This is a genomic window from Mesorhizobium sp. M4A.F.Ca.ET.022.05.2.1 (assembly GCF_003998845.1).
Lineage (GTDB): Bacteria > Pseudomonadota > Alphaproteobacteria > Rhizobiales > Rhizobiaceae > Mesorhizobium.
On record NZ_RZOJ01000017.1, the window covers coordinates 1 to 15,734 of the forward strand.

16 protein-coding genes are annotated in these 15,734 nt (G+C 65.0%); 9 read left to right on the top strand and 7 right to left on the bottom strand.

Annotated elements, in window-relative coordinates:
* A partial coding sequence (locus EN745_RS03920) for a LysR family transcriptional regulator (protein WP_145991977.1) occupies positions 1–200 on the bottom strand: 200 nt, incomplete at its 3' end.
* 196 nt (positions 201–396) lie between these two features.
* Between EN745_RS03920 and EN745_RS03925 the strand changes: the two genes are divergently transcribed.
* From EN745_RS03925 to EN745_RS03940, 4 genes are all read left to right on the top strand, one after another.
* On the top strand, positions 397–1,614 hold the full coding sequence (locus EN745_RS03925) for a urate hydroxylase PuuD (RefSeq protein ID WP_126056978.1): 1,218 nt from the start codon (positions 397–399) through the stop codon (positions 1,612–1,614).
* Position 1,615: 1 nt separating this feature from the next.
* Positions 1,616–2,929 (top strand): guanine deaminase, encoded by a 1,314-nt coding sequence (gene guaD / locus EN745_RS03930; RefSeq protein WP_126056979.1) that lies wholly within the window; start codon positions 1,616–1,618, stop codon positions 2,927–2,929.
* A gap of 65 nt (positions 2,930–2,994) precedes the next feature.
* The gene (locus tag EN745_RS03935) at positions 2,995–3,498 is read left to right on the top strand and encodes a heme-degrading domain-containing protein (protein ID WP_127406950.1); all 504 of its coding nucleotides are present in this window, start codon (positions 2,995–2,997) and stop codon (positions 3,496–3,498) included.
* On the top strand, positions 3,495–4,754 hold the full coding sequence (locus EN745_RS03940) for a glycerate kinase (protein WP_127420578.1): 1,260 nt from the start codon (positions 3,495–3,497) through the stop codon (positions 4,752–4,754). Before EN745_RS03935 ends, EN745_RS03940 begins: the two co-directional genes overlap by 4 nt.
* A 191-nt stretch (positions 4,755–4,945) precedes the next feature.
* Here EN745_RS03940 and EN745_RS03945 read toward each other — a convergent pair whose 3' ends face one another.
* The 3 genes from EN745_RS03945 to EN745_RS03955 are packed head-to-tail and all read right to left on the bottom strand — an operon-like array spanning position 4,946 to position 8,476.
* The gene (locus EN745_RS03945; RefSeq protein ID WP_127420579.1) at positions 4,946–5,608 is read right to left on the bottom strand and encodes a UdgX family uracil-DNA binding protein; all 663 of its coding nucleotides are present in this window, start codon (positions 5,606–5,608) and stop codon (positions 4,946–4,948) included.
* A gap of 53 nt (positions 5,609–5,661) precedes the next feature.
* The gene (locus EN745_RS03950; RefSeq protein ID WP_127420580.1) at positions 5,662–7,047 is read right to left on the bottom strand and encodes a glutamine synthetase family protein; all 1,386 of its coding nucleotides are present in this window, start codon (positions 7,045–7,047) and stop codon (positions 5,662–5,664) included.
* Between the two features lie 46 nt (positions 7,048–7,093).
* Complete coding sequence (locus EN745_RS03955) at positions 7,094–8,476, bottom strand: aspartate aminotransferase family protein (protein WP_127420581.1); 1,383 nt, start codon at positions 8,474–8,476, stop codon at positions 7,094–7,096.
* 158 nt (positions 8,477–8,634) lie between these two features.
* On the opposite strand from EN745_RS03955, the gene EN745_RS03960 reads away from it, so the two are divergent.
* A complete protein-coding gene (locus tag EN745_RS03960; protein ID WP_126056985.1) occupies positions 8,635–9,087 on the top strand; it encodes a hypothetical protein in 453 nt (150 codons plus the stop codon).
* Positions 9,088–9,093: 6 nt separating this feature from the next.
* Here the strand turns inward: EN745_RS03960 and EN745_RS03965 are convergent, their stop codons facing one another.
* Together EN745_RS03965 and EN745_RS03975 are read right to left on the bottom strand one after the other, a co-directional pair.
* Entirely contained in the window at positions 9,094–10,068 is a 975-nt protein-coding gene (locus EN745_RS03965; protein ID WP_127420582.1) for a WD40 repeat domain-containing protein, read from the bottom strand.
* Between the two features lie 348 nt (positions 10,069–10,416).
* Complete coding sequence (locus EN745_RS03975; protein WP_127420583.1) at positions 10,417–11,466, bottom strand: GTP-binding protein; 1,050 nt, start codon at positions 11,464–11,466, stop codon at positions 10,417–10,419.
* Between the two features lie 135 nt (positions 11,467–11,601).
* Between EN745_RS03975 and EN745_RS03980 the strand changes: the two genes are divergently transcribed.
* The gene (locus EN745_RS03980; RefSeq protein WP_126056988.1) at positions 11,602–12,333 is read left to right on the top strand and encodes an intradiol ring-cleavage dioxygenase; all 732 of its coding nucleotides are present in this window, start codon (positions 11,602–11,604) and stop codon (positions 12,331–12,333) included.
* Between the two features lie 219 nt (positions 12,334–12,552).
* Positions 12,553–13,023, top strand: a complete 471-nt coding sequence (locus tag EN745_RS03985) for a MarR family transcriptional regulator (RefSeq protein ID WP_127420584.1) — start codon at positions 12,553–12,555, stop codon at positions 13,021–13,023.
* 250 nt (positions 13,024–13,273) lie between these two features.
* On the opposite strand, the gene EN745_RS03990 is transcribed toward EN745_RS03985, so the two are convergent.
* Positions 13,274–14,182 (bottom strand): AraC family transcriptional regulator, encoded by a 909-nt coding sequence (locus EN745_RS03990; protein WP_126059265.1) that lies wholly within the window; start codon positions 14,180–14,182, stop codon positions 13,274–13,276.
* Between the two features lie 49 nt (positions 14,183–14,231).
* On the opposite strand from EN745_RS03990, the gene EN745_RS03995 reads away from it, so the two are divergent.
* Positions 14,232–14,639, top strand: a complete 408-nt coding sequence (locus tag EN745_RS03995) for a DUF2000 family protein (protein ID WP_126056990.1) — start codon at positions 14,232–14,234, stop codon at positions 14,637–14,639.
* Between the two features lie 194 nt (positions 14,640–14,833).
* Entirely contained in the window at positions 14,834–15,718 is an 885-nt protein-coding gene (locus EN745_RS04000) for a DMT family transporter (RefSeq protein ID WP_189347604.1), read from the top strand.
* The last annotated feature ends 16 nt before the right edge of the window (positions 15,719–15,734 follow it).

Below are 15,734 nucleotides of genomic sequence, written 5' to 3' on the forward strand. Positions count from 1 at the left end.
GTGTAGAACACCGTGCCGTGCTCGGTCGGCATCAACTGCCTGGTCGTACGATTGAACAGGCGAACGCCGAGGTGCTTCTCCAGCTCCTTGATGCGGTTGGAAGCGACAGCCGGCGAGATGCGCATGTCGCGCCCCGCCGCCGACAGATTGCCGAGCTCGACGACACGGACGAAGACGGCGATGTTGTCGAGATAGGCCATGCTTGGCTCTCATGCGGCTGCGCCAAGGTCTGGAAACCCGCCGCTTCGGCTCGGCCTGACCTGAATCTCACACCTTATACAACCCTAGTATTTTTTATTTTTTTTTGAAAGTCATCGCGCACCTCGCCTCTTTTCGTTTTGGCGCCAGACCGTAAAGTCGTGCCATCGGCAGGGACGACTTCCCAAGGGCAACACGATGCTGGATTTCGCGATTTTCTGGGACTGGCTGAGCTTCGCCGTCCGCTGGCTGCATGTCATCACCGGCATCGCCTGGATCGGCTCGTCCTTCTATTTCGTCGCGCTCGACCTCGGGCTGCGCCAGCGCCCCGGCCTGCCAGTCGGCGCCTTCGGCGAGGAATGGCAGGTGCATGGCGGCGGCTTCTACCACATCCAGAAATATCTGGTGGCGCCGGCCGAGATGCCGGAGCACCTGACCTGGTTCAAATGGGAATCCTATGCCACCTGGCTGTCGGGCTTCGCCATGCTGTGCGTGGTCTACTATGCCGGCGCCGACCTGTTCCTGATCGATCCCAATGTGCTGCCGATGTCGGTGCCGGTCGGCATCCTGCTGTCGCTGGCGACGATCGGTGTCGGCTGGGTGGTCTACGACCTGCTTTGCCGCTCGGCGCTGGGCAAGAGCGACACAGGGCTGATGCTGGTGCTTTATGGCGTGCTGGTGTTCATCGCCTGGGGATTGACGCATCTCTTCACCGGCCGCGCCGCCTTCCTGCATCTCGGTGCCATCACCGCCACGATCATGTCGGCCAACGTCTTCATGGTCATCATCCCCAACCAGAAGATCGTCGTCGCCGACCTGATCGCCGGCCGCAAGCCGGACCCGAAATACGGCAAGATCGCCAAACAGCGCTCGCTGCACAACAACTACCTGACGCTGCCGGTGCTGTTCCTGATGCTGTCGAACCACTATCCGCTGGCGTTCGGCACCGAGTTCAACTGGGTGATCGCCTCACTGGTGTTCATCATCGGCGTGCTTATCCGACACTATTTCAACACCGTCCATGCCCGCAAGGGCAACCCGACCTGGACGTGGCTCGGCGCCGCCGTGCTGTTCGTCATCATCATCTGGCTGTCGACCGTGCCGAAGGTCCTGACCGGCGAGCCCAAGGCTTCCGCCGCGGCCGAGACCTTTATCGCCTCGGCGCATTTCCAGGCCGTGCGCGACACGGTGCTTGGCCGCTGCTCGATGTGCCATGCCGAGGAGCCGGTCTATGAGGGCATTTACCATGCCCCGAAGGGCGTGATGCTCGACACCGACGCGCGCATCGCCGAGCATGCGCGCGAGATCTACCTGCAGGCCGGACGCAGCCACGCCATGCCGCCAGCCAATGTCACCCAGATCAGCGACAAGGAGCGGGCGCTGCTGGTCGCCTGGTTCGAAGGCCAGGGAAAGTAGCATGACCTCCACCCTTCTGCGCGGCCGCACGCTGACCTTCCTGCGCTGGCCGGAAACGATCGACGACCATTCCGCCTGGCGCTACGAGGAGGATGGCGGCCTGCTGATCAGCGACGGCCGGATCGTCGCCTCAGGCGCCTATGCCGATATCGAGAAGCAGGCCGGCGACGGGGCAAGACGGATCGACCATCGCCCGCATCTCATCCTGCCGGGCTTCATCGACGCGCATGTGCATTTCCCGCAGATGCAGATCATCGCCTCCTACGGCGCCGAGTTGCTCGACTGGCTAAACAAATACACCTTTCCCGAGGAGACGAAATTCCGCGACGCCCAGCACGGCCGCCGCATCGCGAGACTGTTCCTCGACGAGATGGTGCGGCATGGCACGACGACGGTCGCCGCCTATTGCTCGGTGCACAAGGCGTCGGCCGAGGCCTTCTTCGCCGAGTCGCATGACCGCAACATGCTCAACATCGCCGGCAAGGTGATGATGGACCGCAACGCGCCGGACGGCCTGCTCGACACGTCGCAATCGGGCTATGACGACAGCAAGGCGCTGATTGCGGAATGGCACGGCAAGGGCCGCCAGCTCTATGCCATCACCCCTCGCTTCGCCATCACCTCCACGCCCGAGCAGATGGAGATGGCCGGTACGCTCTGCCGCGAGCATCCCGATCTCCACATGCAGACGCATCTCTCGGAAAACCATGCCGAGATCGCCTTCACGCAGGAGCTCTATCCCTGGTCGCGCGACTATACCGACGTCTATGAGCGGTACGGGCTCTTGGGGCAAAAGAGCCTGTTCGGCCACTGCATCCATCTCTCCGAACGCGAGGCGGATGCGCTGTCGAGCACCGGCTCGGTGGCGGTGTTCTGCCCGACCTCGAACCTGTTCCTCGGCTCCGGCCTGTTCGACTATCAGCGCTACCGCAGGCGTGACAGGGCCCTCAGAATCGCGGCCGCCACCGACGTCGGCGGCGGCACCAACTACTCGATGCTGCGCACCATGGACGAGGGCTACAAGGTGATCGCGCTGAACGGGGAGAAGCTCAACCCGTTCCAGTCCTTCTGGCAATTGACGCGCGGCAATGCCGAGGCGCTGTCGGTCGCCGACAAGGTCGGCACACTCGAGGCTGGCACCGATGCCGACATCGTCGTGCTCGACGCGCGCGTCACGCCGGCGATGCGGCTGAGGATGGAAACGGTCGGCACGCTGGCCGAGGAACTGTTTCTCCTGCAGACGCTGGGCGACGACCGCGCCGTGCGCGAGGTCTATGTCGCTGGCCGGCCGGCCAAGAGCACGATCGCGATCTAGCATTCCGGCTTGACCCCACGGCAACCATCGGCCAAAGCGTGCGGCGACATTGACAGGGGAACGACATGGCCGTTGCCGACGACATCGCTCTGATCAAGAAACAGGAGGCCACGCTGGTCTTCCCCGGCTTCGACGAGGCCGTCGCCTTCGAGGTCGGCGCGGCGATCCGCAAGCGCGCGCTGGCCGAGAACCTGCCGATCATCGTCGACATCAGGACCTTCGACCGGCCGCTGTTCTACGCCGCGATGCCGGGTTCGAACGCCTCCAATCCCGACTGGGCGCGACGCAAGATCAATGTGGTGAAGCGGTTCCTGAAAAGCACCTACCGCATGGTGCTGGAGCAGCAGCGCCCCGACCGCACCTTCAAGGTCGGCGAGGGGCTGGATGTCGCCGACTATGTGCTGGCCGGCGGCGGCTTTCCGGTCACCGTCAAGGGCGCGGGCGTGATCGGCGTGATTGCCGTTTCGGGCCTGCCGGAGCGTGAGGATCACGGCGTGGTGGTCGACGCGCTGTGCGCGCATCTGGGCGCCGACCGCAAACAATTGGCCCTGGCGCCGGAAGCACAATGACAGACCCAAAATCCTTCCTGACGTCGATCTTCAACGCCGCGGTCGCCGCCGCCGATCCGGAAAAGACGATCCGCGACCATCTGCCGGCAAGGCCGAAGGGCCGCACCATCGTCATCGGCGCCGGCAAGGGCTCGGCGCAGATGGCAGCTGCCTTCGAAAAGGTTTGGGACGGCCCGATCGAGGGACTGGTCGTCACCCGCTACGGCTATGGCGCGAAGTGCGAGCGCATCGAGATCATCGAGGCGGCGCATCCGGTGCCGGATGCGGCCGGGCTCGAGGCCTCGCGCCGGCTGCTGGAGAAGGTGCGCGGGCTGACGGCGGACGATCTTGTTGTGGCGCTGATCTCCGGCGGCGGCTCGGCGCTGCTGCCCTCGCCCGCTCCGGGCCTGGCCCTGGCCGACGAGATCGCCGTCAACGAGGCGCTGCTTGCCTCCGGCGCGCCGATCGCGGCGATGAACACGATCCGCAAGCATGTCTCCACCATCAAGGGCGGCCGGCTGGCGGCGGCGGCGCATCCGGCCAAAGTGGTGTCGCTGGTCGTCTCCGACATCCCCGGCGACAATCCGGCCCTGGTCGCATCCGGCCCGACGGTTCCCGACACCGGCAGCCGCGAGGATGCGCTGGCATCGATATCAGCCTACGGCATGGAGCTGCCGGCAGCAGTCATGGCGCACATCAATTCGCCGACCGCCGATGCGCCGCGTCCGGACGATCCGGTCTTCGCCGGCAATGAAGTGCATCTGATCGCGTCGGCCGGCGTGTCGCTGGAAGCCGCCGCCGCCGAGGCAAAGCGGCAGGGAATTGAAGCCGTCATCCTGTCCGATTCCATCGAGGGCGAGGCGCGCGAGGTCGGCGGCGTCCACGCCGCCATCGCGCGCGAGGTAGCGACGCGCGACCGCCCGTTCGCCAAGCCGGTGCTGATCCTGTCGGGCGGCGAGACGACGGTGACGCTACGGGCAAAGGGCAAGGGCGGCCGCAATTCCGAATTCCTGCTCGCCTTTGCGATCGCCATTGGCGGCCTGGACGGCATTCACGCGCTGGCGGCGGACACCGACGGCATCGACGGCTCGGAGGACAATGCCGGCGCCTTCGCCGATGGCTCGACGGTGGCGCGCATGCGCGCCGCCGGCATCGACGCCAAGGCGATGCTCGCCGGCAACAATGCCTGGACGGCCTTCAATGCGATCGGCGATCTTTTTGTGCCGGGGCCGACGGGCACGAACGTCAATGATTTAAGGGCGATTCTCGTCCGTTAACGCGCGCCGCATTGCCCTTGCGCAAGCGTCGGCGCTGCCCCTCATCCGCCTGCCGGCACCTTCTCCCCGTATAGTGACGGGGAGAAGGCAGCTGGCTACGAAGGGGCAATGAGGGGCGGCGCGAACTTGTCGATGCTTGTTAATCAAAGTTGAATGAGGGCATCCGAAGAGGCGCACCGAAGCATAATTGATCAAACCGCCATCAGCCGCTTCACCTCTCTCATATCCTTGAGGAATCGTTCCCGCTCGGCTTCCTTGTCTTCCTGCTCCCGGATGCGCAGGATGAAGGATGGATGGATGGTAATGAAGACGCGCAGGCCGTCTTCGCGCTCGATCACCTCGCCGCGCATCTTCGTCACCGGCACCGCCTTGCCGAGCAGCGCCTGCGCCGCGGTCGCGCCGAGCGCCACCACCAGATTTGGCTGGATGAGATCGAGTTCCCTGTCCAGCCACCAACGGCAGGCCTGGATCTCACCGGCATTCGGCTTGGAATGGATGCGGCGCTTGCCGCGCGGCTCGAACTTGAAATGCTTCACCGCATTGGTGACGTAGGTTTTGCGCCGCTCGATATCGGCTTCGTTCAGCGTGGCGTCGAGGATCCTTCCTGCCGGGCCGACGAATGGTTTGCCGGCCACATCCTCCTGGTCGCCCGGCTGTTCGCCGACGAAGATCACCTCGGCATTCTCAGGTCCCTCGCCGAACACCGTCTGGGTGGCGTCGCGCCACAGCGGGCAGCGGCGACAGGGCTTCGCCGCAGCGCGCAGTTCGGCTATCGAAGCATCCTCGCCAAGGACCGGTTTGACATCGTCCAACCCGCGCCTGACTGGTGCCTTCGCCTGGTTCGTGGCGGCCATCCCATGCCTCATCCATTCCAGGGTGAAATGGACGGGGCGGGCGATGGTTCCGCTCACACCTCGTGCAGATATAGGTGGTAGTCCAGCTCGCTGACAGTGCGGGCGACGCGCAGATATTCGGCCTGCTTGATCGCGACGAATGTCCGGTGCAGATCGGGGCCGAGCGCCTCTTTCAGGAAATCGGACGCCCGCGCCGCCTCGATCGCGGCGCGCCAGTCCACCGGCATGGTGGTGCGCGTTACGGCCGGTTCGTAGCCGTTGCCGGTGGTTTCCGGGCCGGGGTCGAGCCCTTCCTCGATGCCTTTCACAATCCCGGCGAGCACGGTCGCGGCCACGAGATAAGGGTTTGCGTCGACTCCCGACGGACGGTGCTCGATGCGGCGGTTCCTGGCGTCGCCAGCCGGCACGCGCAGCGCCACCGAACGGTTGTTGACGCCCCAGGTCGGCGCCACCGGCGCGTAGGATTGCGAAACGAAGCGCCGCCATGAATTGGCATGCGGCGCAAACACCAGCATGGATTCCGCCATGGTCTGGATCAGGCCGCCGAGACCCTGCAGCAGCGGCGGCGACCAGCTCTCGCCACCGGCTTCGGCAAACACATTTTTTCCGGCATCATCTTGCAGCGAAACATGGAAATGCATGCCAGAGCCAGCGTATTTCTCGATCGGCTTGGCCATGAAGCAGGCGGTGACACCGTGGCGCCGCGCCTGCGCCCTGACCAGCCGCTTCAGCATGATGAGGTCGTCAGCAGCCCGCATCACATCCTTGCGGTAGTTGAGCGTCAGCTCGTACTGGCCTGGCGCATATTCGGAAATCACCGTCTCGGCCGGGATGCCTTGTGCGCTGGCGGCGGCATAGATGTCGGAAAACAGCGGCTCCATGCCGTGCAGATGGTCAACCGAATAGACCTCGGTCTTGGCCGAGCGGCGCCCGTCGAGCACGGCATGCGCCGGCTGCACCTTGCCGTCGGCATCGCGCTCATTGGCAAGAAGAAAAAATTCGAGCTCGAAGGCGCCGGCCGGACGCAGCCCCTTGGCCGCCAGGCGCTCGACCTGCCGCTTGAGCGCCAGGCGGGGATCGGACGACATCGGCTGGCCGTCGAGATGGTACATCGCCATCAGCACCTGGCCGCGCGGCGGGTTGGTGCCATACAGCGGCACCAGCGTGCCGGGGATTGGCCATGCCCTCAGATCGCCATCACCGGTGTCCCAGACCAGGCCGGTCTCGTGCACGTCCTCGCCGGTGATGTCGAGGCCGAGGATCGAGATCGGCAGGTGCCGGCCGGCCTCGAAAATGCCCATCAGCTCGTGCCGGCGCACGATCTTGCCACGGCCGATGCCGTTGGCGTCGGTGAGCACGATGTCGAAGGCCTCGATTTCGGGGTGGGCATCGAGAAAGGCTTTCGCCTCGCGGGGCGTCGAGCCCGAAGGTGAGGTCATGATCGAACTCTGCTTTGGCCTGGCCGCCAATCTTCCGCTGCTTGTCTCATGCCGCAAGCCTTGCCGCAACCGTCGCGAAAGCGGTGATCAGCCTGTTGACCTGAGCCGCCGTCGTGGCCGGCGAGATCAGCATCATATTGTGGAAGGGCGCGATCAGAACGCCCCGGTTGACCAGCGCGACGTGGATGGCGGCCTCCAGCTCCGGCGCGTGCGCCGCCTCCGCCGCGCCGCCGTTGCGCAGCGGGCCCGGGGCACAGATGAACTCGACCCGGGCGCCGACGCGGGCGACATGCCAGGGCAGACGGTAGCGGTCGATGACGGCCGTCAGCCCGGCATCCAGCCGCCGCGCCAGCCGGTCCATGCGGGCATAGGCTTCCTCGGTCATCACCTCCTCGAGCGCCGCGCGCATGGTGGCGAACTGCAGCGGATTGGCCGACAGCGTCGTGCCCATGCCGGAATAGCCAGGCTCCTTCACCCTGTTGTAGGCGGCGTAGCGGCTGGCGACCTCGTCGCTCAGGCCCCAGACGCTCGCCGGCACGCCGCCGGCCAGCGGCTTGCCAAGCACGAAGAGGTCGGGCTCCAGCCCGTGCTTCCTCGTGTAGCCGCCGGGGCCGGTGGAGATGGTGTGCGTCTCATCGATCAGGAGCAGCGTGCCGGCGGCACGGGTGAGGCGCCGCAGCGCGTCGTGGAAGCCCGGTTCCGGCAGCACCATGCAGGAGTTGGTCAGCACCGGCTCGGTGATGACGCAGGCGACATCCCTGTCCGCGAGCGCCGCTTCGAGCGCGGCGATGTCGTTGAATTCGACGATCTTCGTTGCCCGGGTGAGATCGCGGAATTCGCCGGCGAGCCCCGGCCGGTTCACCGGTTTGCCGTCGATCAGCCGCACCATCGTCTCGTCGACCGAGCCGTGGTAGCAGCCGTTGAAGACCAGGATCTTCTCCCGGTTGGTGACGGCGCGGGCAACGCGTAGCGCGAAACGGTTGGCGTCGGTCGCGGTGGTGGCAATCTGCCAGAAGGGCAGGCCGAAGCGCTGCTGGAGCAGCGGGCCGATGGCCAACGCATCCTCGCTGGGCAGCATATAGGTCAGGCCGCGCCCGGACTGCCGGCGGATGGCGCGGGCGACCGGCGGCGGCGAATGGCCGAACATCGAACCGGTGTCGCCGAGGCAGAAATCGTCCAGCCGGTTGCCGTCGATGTCGGTGATGGTGGCGCTCTTGGCGCTGTCGACCAGGATCGGGAACGGCGTCGGCCAATCGTTCATCCAGTGCATCGGCACGCCGCCGAAAAAGCCGGGCAGGCCATTGCCGGCCTTGGCCAGCGATTTCGGCCGCGCCTTGCGGAAAACCTCCGCCTCCGTCTCGCGCAGCACGGCAATGCGCTCGCGGCTGATGCCGCCGATCGACGTCTTTGAATGGCTGGTTGAATGCATGAAGTCCCTCTCGCGCGCACTGTAGACAATCGCCGTCTCAAACCGCAATTGGCCGCCGGCTTGCCCTGCATTGGTTCAGCGGCAGCCGGCTGGCGCTTGACCTCGAGGCAAAGCCCGGCATCAATACGGGCCTGGCTTGTGGTTTTGGGGGAGAAAAAATGCGTGCGATGATTTGCACTGCGACATTGCTTCTGTCGGCTGGCGGGGCTCTTGCGAGCGGCGGCATCTGGTGCTCCGCCGAGGATGCTGCGGCGATATTCCAGGTCGAAGCCGGCGTCACCAGGGGCATGGGAGGGCCGACGTTCAATTTTCGCGGTGATCTCGAAATTCTCGGCAGACCTGCCGGCGACAGCCTGCGCAAGACCGTCTTCGAGGATTCGAACCTGACGCAATACTGGCTCGACGGCGAGGAATTGCGGCTGAACATCTATCACGAGCACGAAGTCGCTGAACGTATCAACTCGGTCGAACTGACGATCCTGACCAAGACCAGCGACGAGGGCGTCTATGACGGGCGCTATACGCTCGCCATCTACGACGCCGCGGCGGATACGGACCAGGACGGCAAGCCGGTTGAAGTCAAAGGCAAAGTATCCTGCGGGGCAGAATAGTCGAGCCTACGCCGTGATGTCGATGACGCCGCAGTCGCCGGCGGCGCTGCCGAAGACGATACGGCGCTCTTCCCCGTCCCACATCATCGCGGTGATGGCGCCCTTGCCGGGGCGGCGCAGCAGCACTTCCTTGGCGTCGGCGAAGCGCACCGCCATCACCATGCCGTCGTCATAGCCGATCGCCACCACATCCTGGCTCGGATGGCAGGCGACCGTGGTGACCATGGCGTTGCCGCGCGTGCCGAGCTCCAGCGGCGCCTTGCCCATCGGGCCGTCCTTGCCGGTAAACGGCCAGACGATCGCCGCCGGCGCGCCCGAGCTCGCCAGCCATTTGCCCTTGGGCGCCCATGACAGGCTTTTGACCTTTGCCGGATAGCCGCTCATGCGCATGTGCTTGCCATCGGCGAGCTTCCAGCCATGCAGCGCGTTCTCCTGCATCGTGGTGACGAGGAAGGCGCCGTCCGGCGAGAAGGCGATGCCGGTATGGGCGCCGGCCCATTCGAGCTCGACCGGCTTGCCCTCGGCGGCGGGGAAATGCAGCGTCGCGCCATTGTAGCGGGCGACACCGAAACGCATGCCCTTGGGCGAGAAGGCCAGCCCCTCGACCGAGCGCGGATGGGCGAACTCCTTGGTCTTGCCGTCGGCGAAGCGCACGAAGGCGGTCTTGCCGGATGCATAGGCGATCGCGCCCTGCGGCCCGGCGGTGACGCTGGTGATCCATTTTTTGCCGGCGCTCGCCAGTTCCTGGACGTTGCCGCCCGCGGTGATCGAAAAGACCTTGCCATCCTCGCCGCCGGTGATCAGCCGATCGTTGGCCGCGTCATGGAAGGCGGCAAGCAGCCCATCATTGGCCTGCGCGGTCTTTTGCCCGTTGTCCAGGCGATGGATTGCGCCGTCGGCCAAAGCGAAATGCGGGACGTCGTTGAGGAAGACGGCGGCGACGCAATGGCCTTCGAGATCAAGCGGGGCGACTGTGGGCATGGCTATCTTTGTCTGGTGAAAGTGCAGAAGGCGGCTTACTCGACGTTTGTACGTCCGGCAACCATGAGGGGGATAATCGCCAGCGATGGCGCCGCCCCTCATTGTCCTGCCGGACATTTCTCCCCGTATAGTGACGGGGAGAAAGAGGGTTGTCGCGGATCATTTCGCCAATCTTCAGCGCTACAGAATAGGCGTCGACATTGCGGCCAGCCTTCTTCTCCCCGTCACTATACGGGGAGAAGGTGCCGGCAGGCGGATGAGGGGCGGCGCCAACGGTTGGAAATTGTCGCTACAGAATGCTTGGCAGTGCTTTGATCGCCCTAAGCAGCCTGTCCTCCTCCCGAACGTTCAAGCCGCCTGGCAGGCCTCGAAGCTCCTGCGCAGCCGCTCGGCGTCGAGTTCGCGGCCGATGAAGACCAGCCGGCTCTCATGCTTCTCGCCATCCTTCCAGGCGCGTTGGTGGTCGCCCTCGATGATCATGTGCACGCCCTGGATGACATAGCGCTCATCGTCGCCCTTCAGCGCGATGATGCCCTTCAGTCGCAGGATGTTCGGGCCTTCCATCTGGGTGATCTTCTCGATCCACGGGAAGAATTTCTTCGGGTCCATCTCGCCGCCGCGCAGCGACACCGACTGCACCGTCACGTCATGGATGTCGGAAGGATGCGCGTGGTCATGATGGTGATCGTGGTCATGGTCATGGTGATCATGGTCGTGATCGTGGTGGTCGTGATCGTGGTCGTGCGCTTCGAGGAAATGTGGGTCGTTCTCCAGCGCGCGGGCAAGGTCGAAGGCGCCGCGATCGAGCACCTCGGCCAGCGCCACCCCGGCACGCTGGGTGCGATGGATCCGGGCCGCCGGGTTGATGGCGCGGATCGTCGCTTCGACCTTGGCGAGTTCGTCCGGCGTGACGAGGTCGGTCTTGTTGAGCACGACGACGTCGGCGAAGGCGATCTGGTCCTCGGCCTCCTTGGAATCCTTCAACCTGAGCGGCAGGTGCTTGGCGTCTACCAGCGCCACCACCGCGTCGAGCTTGGTCTTGGAACGCACGTCGTCGTCCATGAAGAAGGTCTGCGCAACTGGCACGGGGTCGGCCAAGCCGGTAGTCTCGACGACGATGGCGTCGAAGCGGCCGGGACGGCGCATCAGGCCTTCGACGACGCGGATCAGGTCGCCGCGTACCGTGCAGCAGACGCAGCCATTGTTCATCTCGTAGATTTCCTCGTCGGATTCCACGATCAGGTCGTTGTCGATGCCGATCTCGCCGAACTCGTTGACGATGACGGCATAGCGCTTGCCGTGGTTCTCCGACAGGATGCGGTTGAGCAGCGTCGTCTTGCCGGCGCCGAGATAGCCGGTCAGCACGGTTACGGGAATCTGCGTCTGCGCTTGGCTCATGTCTTGCCTCAAAAGTCTTCTCGCCTCGGAATTCCGGGCTTCGAAAAGGGGAGTGTCGGCTCCATATAGGATGTGTGCCACGCTTTTGCACGCGGCAAACCGATGGGCCAGCCAGGCAGGCCAGAAAGGCGCCAGATGTCCGACAAGCGAGCTTCCTTGCCAATCTCCCGGCGCCGGGCGCTCGGCCTGATTGCCGTCACCGCCGGCGGCGGCAGCTTTGTGCCGTCCACCGCGCCTGCCGCGCAGGTTTCGCCCTATGCCGGGCTTGCCCTTTTCGATGCCGGCGCCGGCGTCTGCGCCATCACGCCAGAGGCGACCGAGGGGCCGTTCTATTTCGACCCGAAGCTCGAACGCGCCGACATCACCGAGGGAAAGAGCGGTGTCGGTCTGACTGTCACGCTGCAGGTGGTCGATGCCGCCTGCCGCCCGCTTGCAGGGGGGCGCGTCGACATCTGGCATTGCGACGCGCAAGGCCACTATTCCGGCTATCCGGGCCAGGGCGATGGCGAGGATGTCGACACGTCGGGCCAGATCTTCCTGCGCGGCTGGCAGAAGACGGACGAAAGCGGCATCGTGTCCTTCGCCACCATCTATCCCGGCTGGTATCGCGGCCGAACCACCCATATCCACTTCAAAGTCTTCCCGGACGATCGCTCGGTGATGACCGGCCAGTTGTTCTTCCCCGACGCGCTCAGCGACCAGATCTTTTCGACCGTTTCGCCCTATGCCGAGCGCGCCGGCAAGCGCGACACATCGAACGCGCAGGACGGCATCGCGAGACGCTCGGGACCGCTGTCGCAGGCCGCCTTGCGCGAGGCGGCGGACTCCTACCAGGCGCTCCTGGTCGTCGCGGTGAAGTCCGTCTGAGGCTGGTTTGCACGCCTCGACGCGCCCGCCGGAAAGCCTTCCTCCAGGGGAAAAGTCGTTTGTCATCTAACTGAAATAAACATCTGGCATCACCACGGCGGACGTCGCAATGCTTGCCGGCAAAGCTGTTCTGCAAGCCGGATTCTTTTTGATCGTCGATTGCCAACCGGCAGGCAGCCTCTATGCTGTCGCCACCGGTTCGGCCGAAGAGGGATGACCATGGCCAAGGCGGACAAGACAGCGACAATGAGCCGGCTGCATTCGGCGGCGCGACTGGCGCGAACGGCGCTCGCCGCCCGGCTTTTGGCGCATGGTTTCTATGCCGGCCAGGACCAGATCATGCTGGCGCTCGACCGCGAGGACGGCCAGACGCCGGGCACCCTCGCCGGCCGTCTCGGCGTGCGCCCGCCGACCATCACCAAGACCATCAATCGGCTGCAGGCGCAAGGTTTTCTCGAAAAGCGCGCCTCCAACGCCGATGCCCGACAGGCGCATATCTTCCTCACCGATACCGGCCGCGAGACCATCCGCGCCATCGAGAAGTCGGTGAAGAAGACCGAAAAGCAGGCGCTGAAGGGCCTCGACAAGAAGGACCAGAAGGCGCTGTTCAAGCTGCTCGCCCGGGTCGAGGCCAACCTTTCCAACGAAGATCTGGTGCTCATCGACGACGACGCCGAACTCGATGATTAACGAGCGACGCGTCAGCGTCGTCTCGCAGCGACGCGTAGGCGCGACGCGAAGCGTCGTCGCGGTGCAGTGCGCCAGCGTTGCCCTTCAAGTAGCGCCCTAGCATCGGCGGCTTAGCGGAAAGGGCCACGACGCTGCGCGTCGCGCCTGAGAGCTATCACAGGGCGTCTCGCGGTTGAGCGATCACGCTGCGCGTCGCGCTTACGGAACAATGCCAACGTGGGTGGGTTGAGCGACGACGCTGCGCTCGCGCTTACGGAACAATGCCAACGTGGATGTGTGGAGCGACGACGCTGCGTGTCCCGCTTCGCACCAGCATCGACCAACGCCCGGGCGTAAGCCCGAACGCCTTCTTGAAATGACGGTTGAAATGGCTCTGGTCGCTGAAGCCGGCGGCAACGGCGATTTCGGCCAGCGGCTCGCCAGCCTCGATCATCCGTCGTGCCCGCTGCAGCCGGCGCATTACAAGGAAGCGGTGCGGGCTGGTGGCGTAAGTGGCGCGGAAATGGCGCGAGAGCGCGTAGCGGTCGAGGCCGGTAACGGCTTCCAGCTCACCTGACCGCACCGGCCGCCCGGCATTCTCTTCGAGATAGTCGCGCGCAAGCGCTGCTGCGCGCCATGCAGTCATTCCCATCGGCTTCGCCGGCTGTCCGGCATGTCGGCCCAGATTCCGCGCCAGCTGCGCGATGAAATCGGCGACGAACAGCTCGTCCAACTCTTCCTGCAGCGGCGCCAGCGCCGACAGCAGCGTGCCGCGCAGCGCCGGGTCGCTCACCACGGCGTCCGCGACGAAAGGCAGCGGCTCACCATCCAGGCAGTCAATGAGCAGCGACGGTTCCAGATAGAGGATGCGATAACGCAGTCCTTCCTCCGTGCCGGCGCCGCCATCGTGCAGTTCGTCGGGATGCAGCACGATCACCTGGCCGGGCAGGCTGTGCCGCAGCGCGCCGCGATAGTGGAAGCGCTGGACGCCATCGAGCGTCACGCCAATGGCGTAGGTGTCGTGGCGGTGCAGTTCGAAGGCGTTGCCGTGGAAGCGCGCCTCGATGCGTTCGATGCCAGTGCCGCCCGGCGCCGACACGATACGGTCCCCGGGAGCGACCTCGCCCGAGCACGAACGTTCAAGACCCTGCACAGGCTCTGCGGCTAGATCGTGCGCCATAGCTTCAACCAGGCCTGTCATAGGCCGCCTCCCGGAGACTTGAATCTTGGTGTTCGATACGAAATTTGCAATCGTGCTCAGGGACGATCTCGCCGTCTGGCAGAAGCTCAATGTCACCGCGTTTCTCACCAGCGGCATCGTCGCTCAGTTTCCGGAGATCATCGGCGAGCCCTACCGCGACCGTGCCGGCAACATCTACAACCCGCTGTCGATCCAGCCGGTCATCGTGCTGTCGGCGGACGGGCCGACGCTGAACGCGATTCATCGCCGGGCGCTGGAGCGCGGGGTGACGGCATCGGCCTATGTCGAGGAGATGTTCTCGACCGGGCACGACGCCGCCAACCGCGCCGCCTTCGCCGAATTCGCGCCCGAAGACGCCAGGGTCGTCGGCATCGCGCTCCGTGCCGAGAAGAAGCTCGTCGACAAGATCACCAAGGGCGCCCGCATGCAGTCATGATTCAGGCCGGCAGCGCTGGTCCACGGCAGCGCCTCGACTGAGCCTGTCCGGGACGCTTGTTGGGCCAGTCGCTTTTGGCTTGCCGGCCAGCGGCGATTGCCGCAAAAGGGTGGCGTCTACCTTTCCCCGGCCCGACTTTGAGCATTCCCAAAAATCAAGACGACAGCGCAACGCCGCCAGCGGCGATGCTTTTGATGCTGTGCGTGTACGTCTGCTTCACCTTTCTCGACACCAGCAGCAAATATCTGGTGCTGGCCGGCGTCTCGGCGCTGATCGTCGCCTGGGCTCGCTTCATCGTTCATGTGCTGCTTGTCGGCGTCTTCCTGCGCGGCTGGCGCGCGCCGTCGCGTTTTCGCGCCAGGAACCTGCCCGCGCACATCCTGCGCGGCGCCTTCCTGTTCGGCTCGACCATGTGCAACATCTTCGCGCTGCGAACCTTGCAACTGGCCGAGACGACATCGATCTACTTCTTCGGGCCGATGGTGATCACCGCGCTTGCCGGTCCGCTGCTTGGCGAATGGGCGGGCTGGCGGCGCTGGCTGGCGATCCTGACCGGCTTCGTCGGCGTGCTGATCATCACGCGGCCCGGCGTCGGCGTGTTCGGCATCGGCCATCTCTTCGCGCTCGGCTCGATGCTGTCGAACAGCTTCTATGTCATCATGACCCGCCGCATGTCGGCGAGCGAGACTTCCGAAAGTCTGATCCTGTTTTCGGCGCTGGCGCCGGCGGTGCTGCTCCTGCCCACGCTGCCGTTGTCGCATGCCTTGCCGCATGACGCGTGGCACTGGTTCATCCTCCTGATGCTCGGCGTGTTCGGCGCCACCGGCCATTGGCTGCTGGTGCAGGCTTATCGCCTGGCGACCACCACGGCGCTCGCCCCCTACCCCTATTCGCAGATGGTGTGGATGATCATCTCCGGCTGGGTCATCTTCAACCAGTTCCCTGACCGCTGGACGCTGCTGGGCGCAGCCATCATCGTCGCCAGCGGCCTTTACATCATCCATCGCGAACACCGGCTTCGCCTGCGCAACAGCGCCACGCTGGACGCAGAGGCCGAAGCCCTGGCAAAAAAACTTTGATTTGCCCCGGATCGAT

Bases quoted from the DNA above. Each gene is read 5' to 3' on its own strand.
- EN745_RS03925 (WP_126056978.1), top strand. From the start codon at position 397: ATGCTGGATTTCGCGATTTTCTGGGACTGGCTGAGCTTCGCCGTCCGC.
- guaD (WP_126056979.1), top strand. From the start codon at position 1,616: ATGACCTCCACCCTTCTGCGCGGCCGCACGCTGACCTTCCTGCGCTGG.
- EN745_RS03935 (WP_127406950.1), top strand. From the start codon at position 2,995: ATGGCCGTTGCCGACGACATCGCTCTGATCAAGAAACAGGAGGCCACG.
- EN745_RS03940 (WP_127420578.1), top strand. From the start codon at position 3,495: ATGACAGACCCAAAATCCTTCCTGACGTCGATCTTCAACGCCGCGGTC.
- EN745_RS03945 (WP_127420579.1), bottom strand. From the start codon at position 5,608: ATGGCCGCCACGAACCAGGCGAAGGCACCAGTCAGGCGCGGGTTGGAC.
- EN745_RS03950 (WP_127420580.1), bottom strand. From the start codon at position 7,047: ATGACCTCACCTTCGGGCTCGACGCCCCGCGAGGCGAAAGCCTTTCTC.
- EN745_RS03955 (WP_127420581.1), bottom strand. From the start codon at position 8,476: ATGCATTCAACCAGCCATTCAAAGACGTCGATCGGCGGCATCAGCCGC.
- EN745_RS03960 (WP_126056985.1), top strand. From the start codon at position 8,635: ATGCGTGCGATGATTTGCACTGCGACATTGCTTCTGTCGGCTGGCGGG.
- EN745_RS03965 (WP_127420582.1), bottom strand. From the start codon at position 10,068: ATGCCCACAGTCGCCCCGCTTGATCTCGAAGGCCATTGCGTCGCCGCC.
- EN745_RS03975 (WP_127420583.1), bottom strand. From the start codon at position 11,466: ATGAGCCAAGCGCAGACGCAGATTCCCGTAACCGTGCTGACCGGCTAT.
- EN745_RS03980 (WP_126056988.1), top strand. From the start codon at position 11,602: ATGTCCGACAAGCGAGCTTCCTTGCCAATCTCCCGGCGCCGGGCGCTC.
- EN745_RS03985 (WP_127420584.1), top strand. From the start codon at position 12,553: ATGGCCAAGGCGGACAAGACAGCGACAATGAGCCGGCTGCATTCGGCG.
- EN745_RS03990 (WP_126059265.1), bottom strand. From the start codon at position 14,182: ATGGCGCACGATCTAGCCGCAGAGCCTGTGCAGGGTCTTGAACGTTCG.
- EN745_RS04000 (WP_189347604.1), top strand. From the start codon at position 14,834: ATGCTGTGCGTGTACGTCTGCTTCACCTTTCTCGACACCAGCAGCAAA.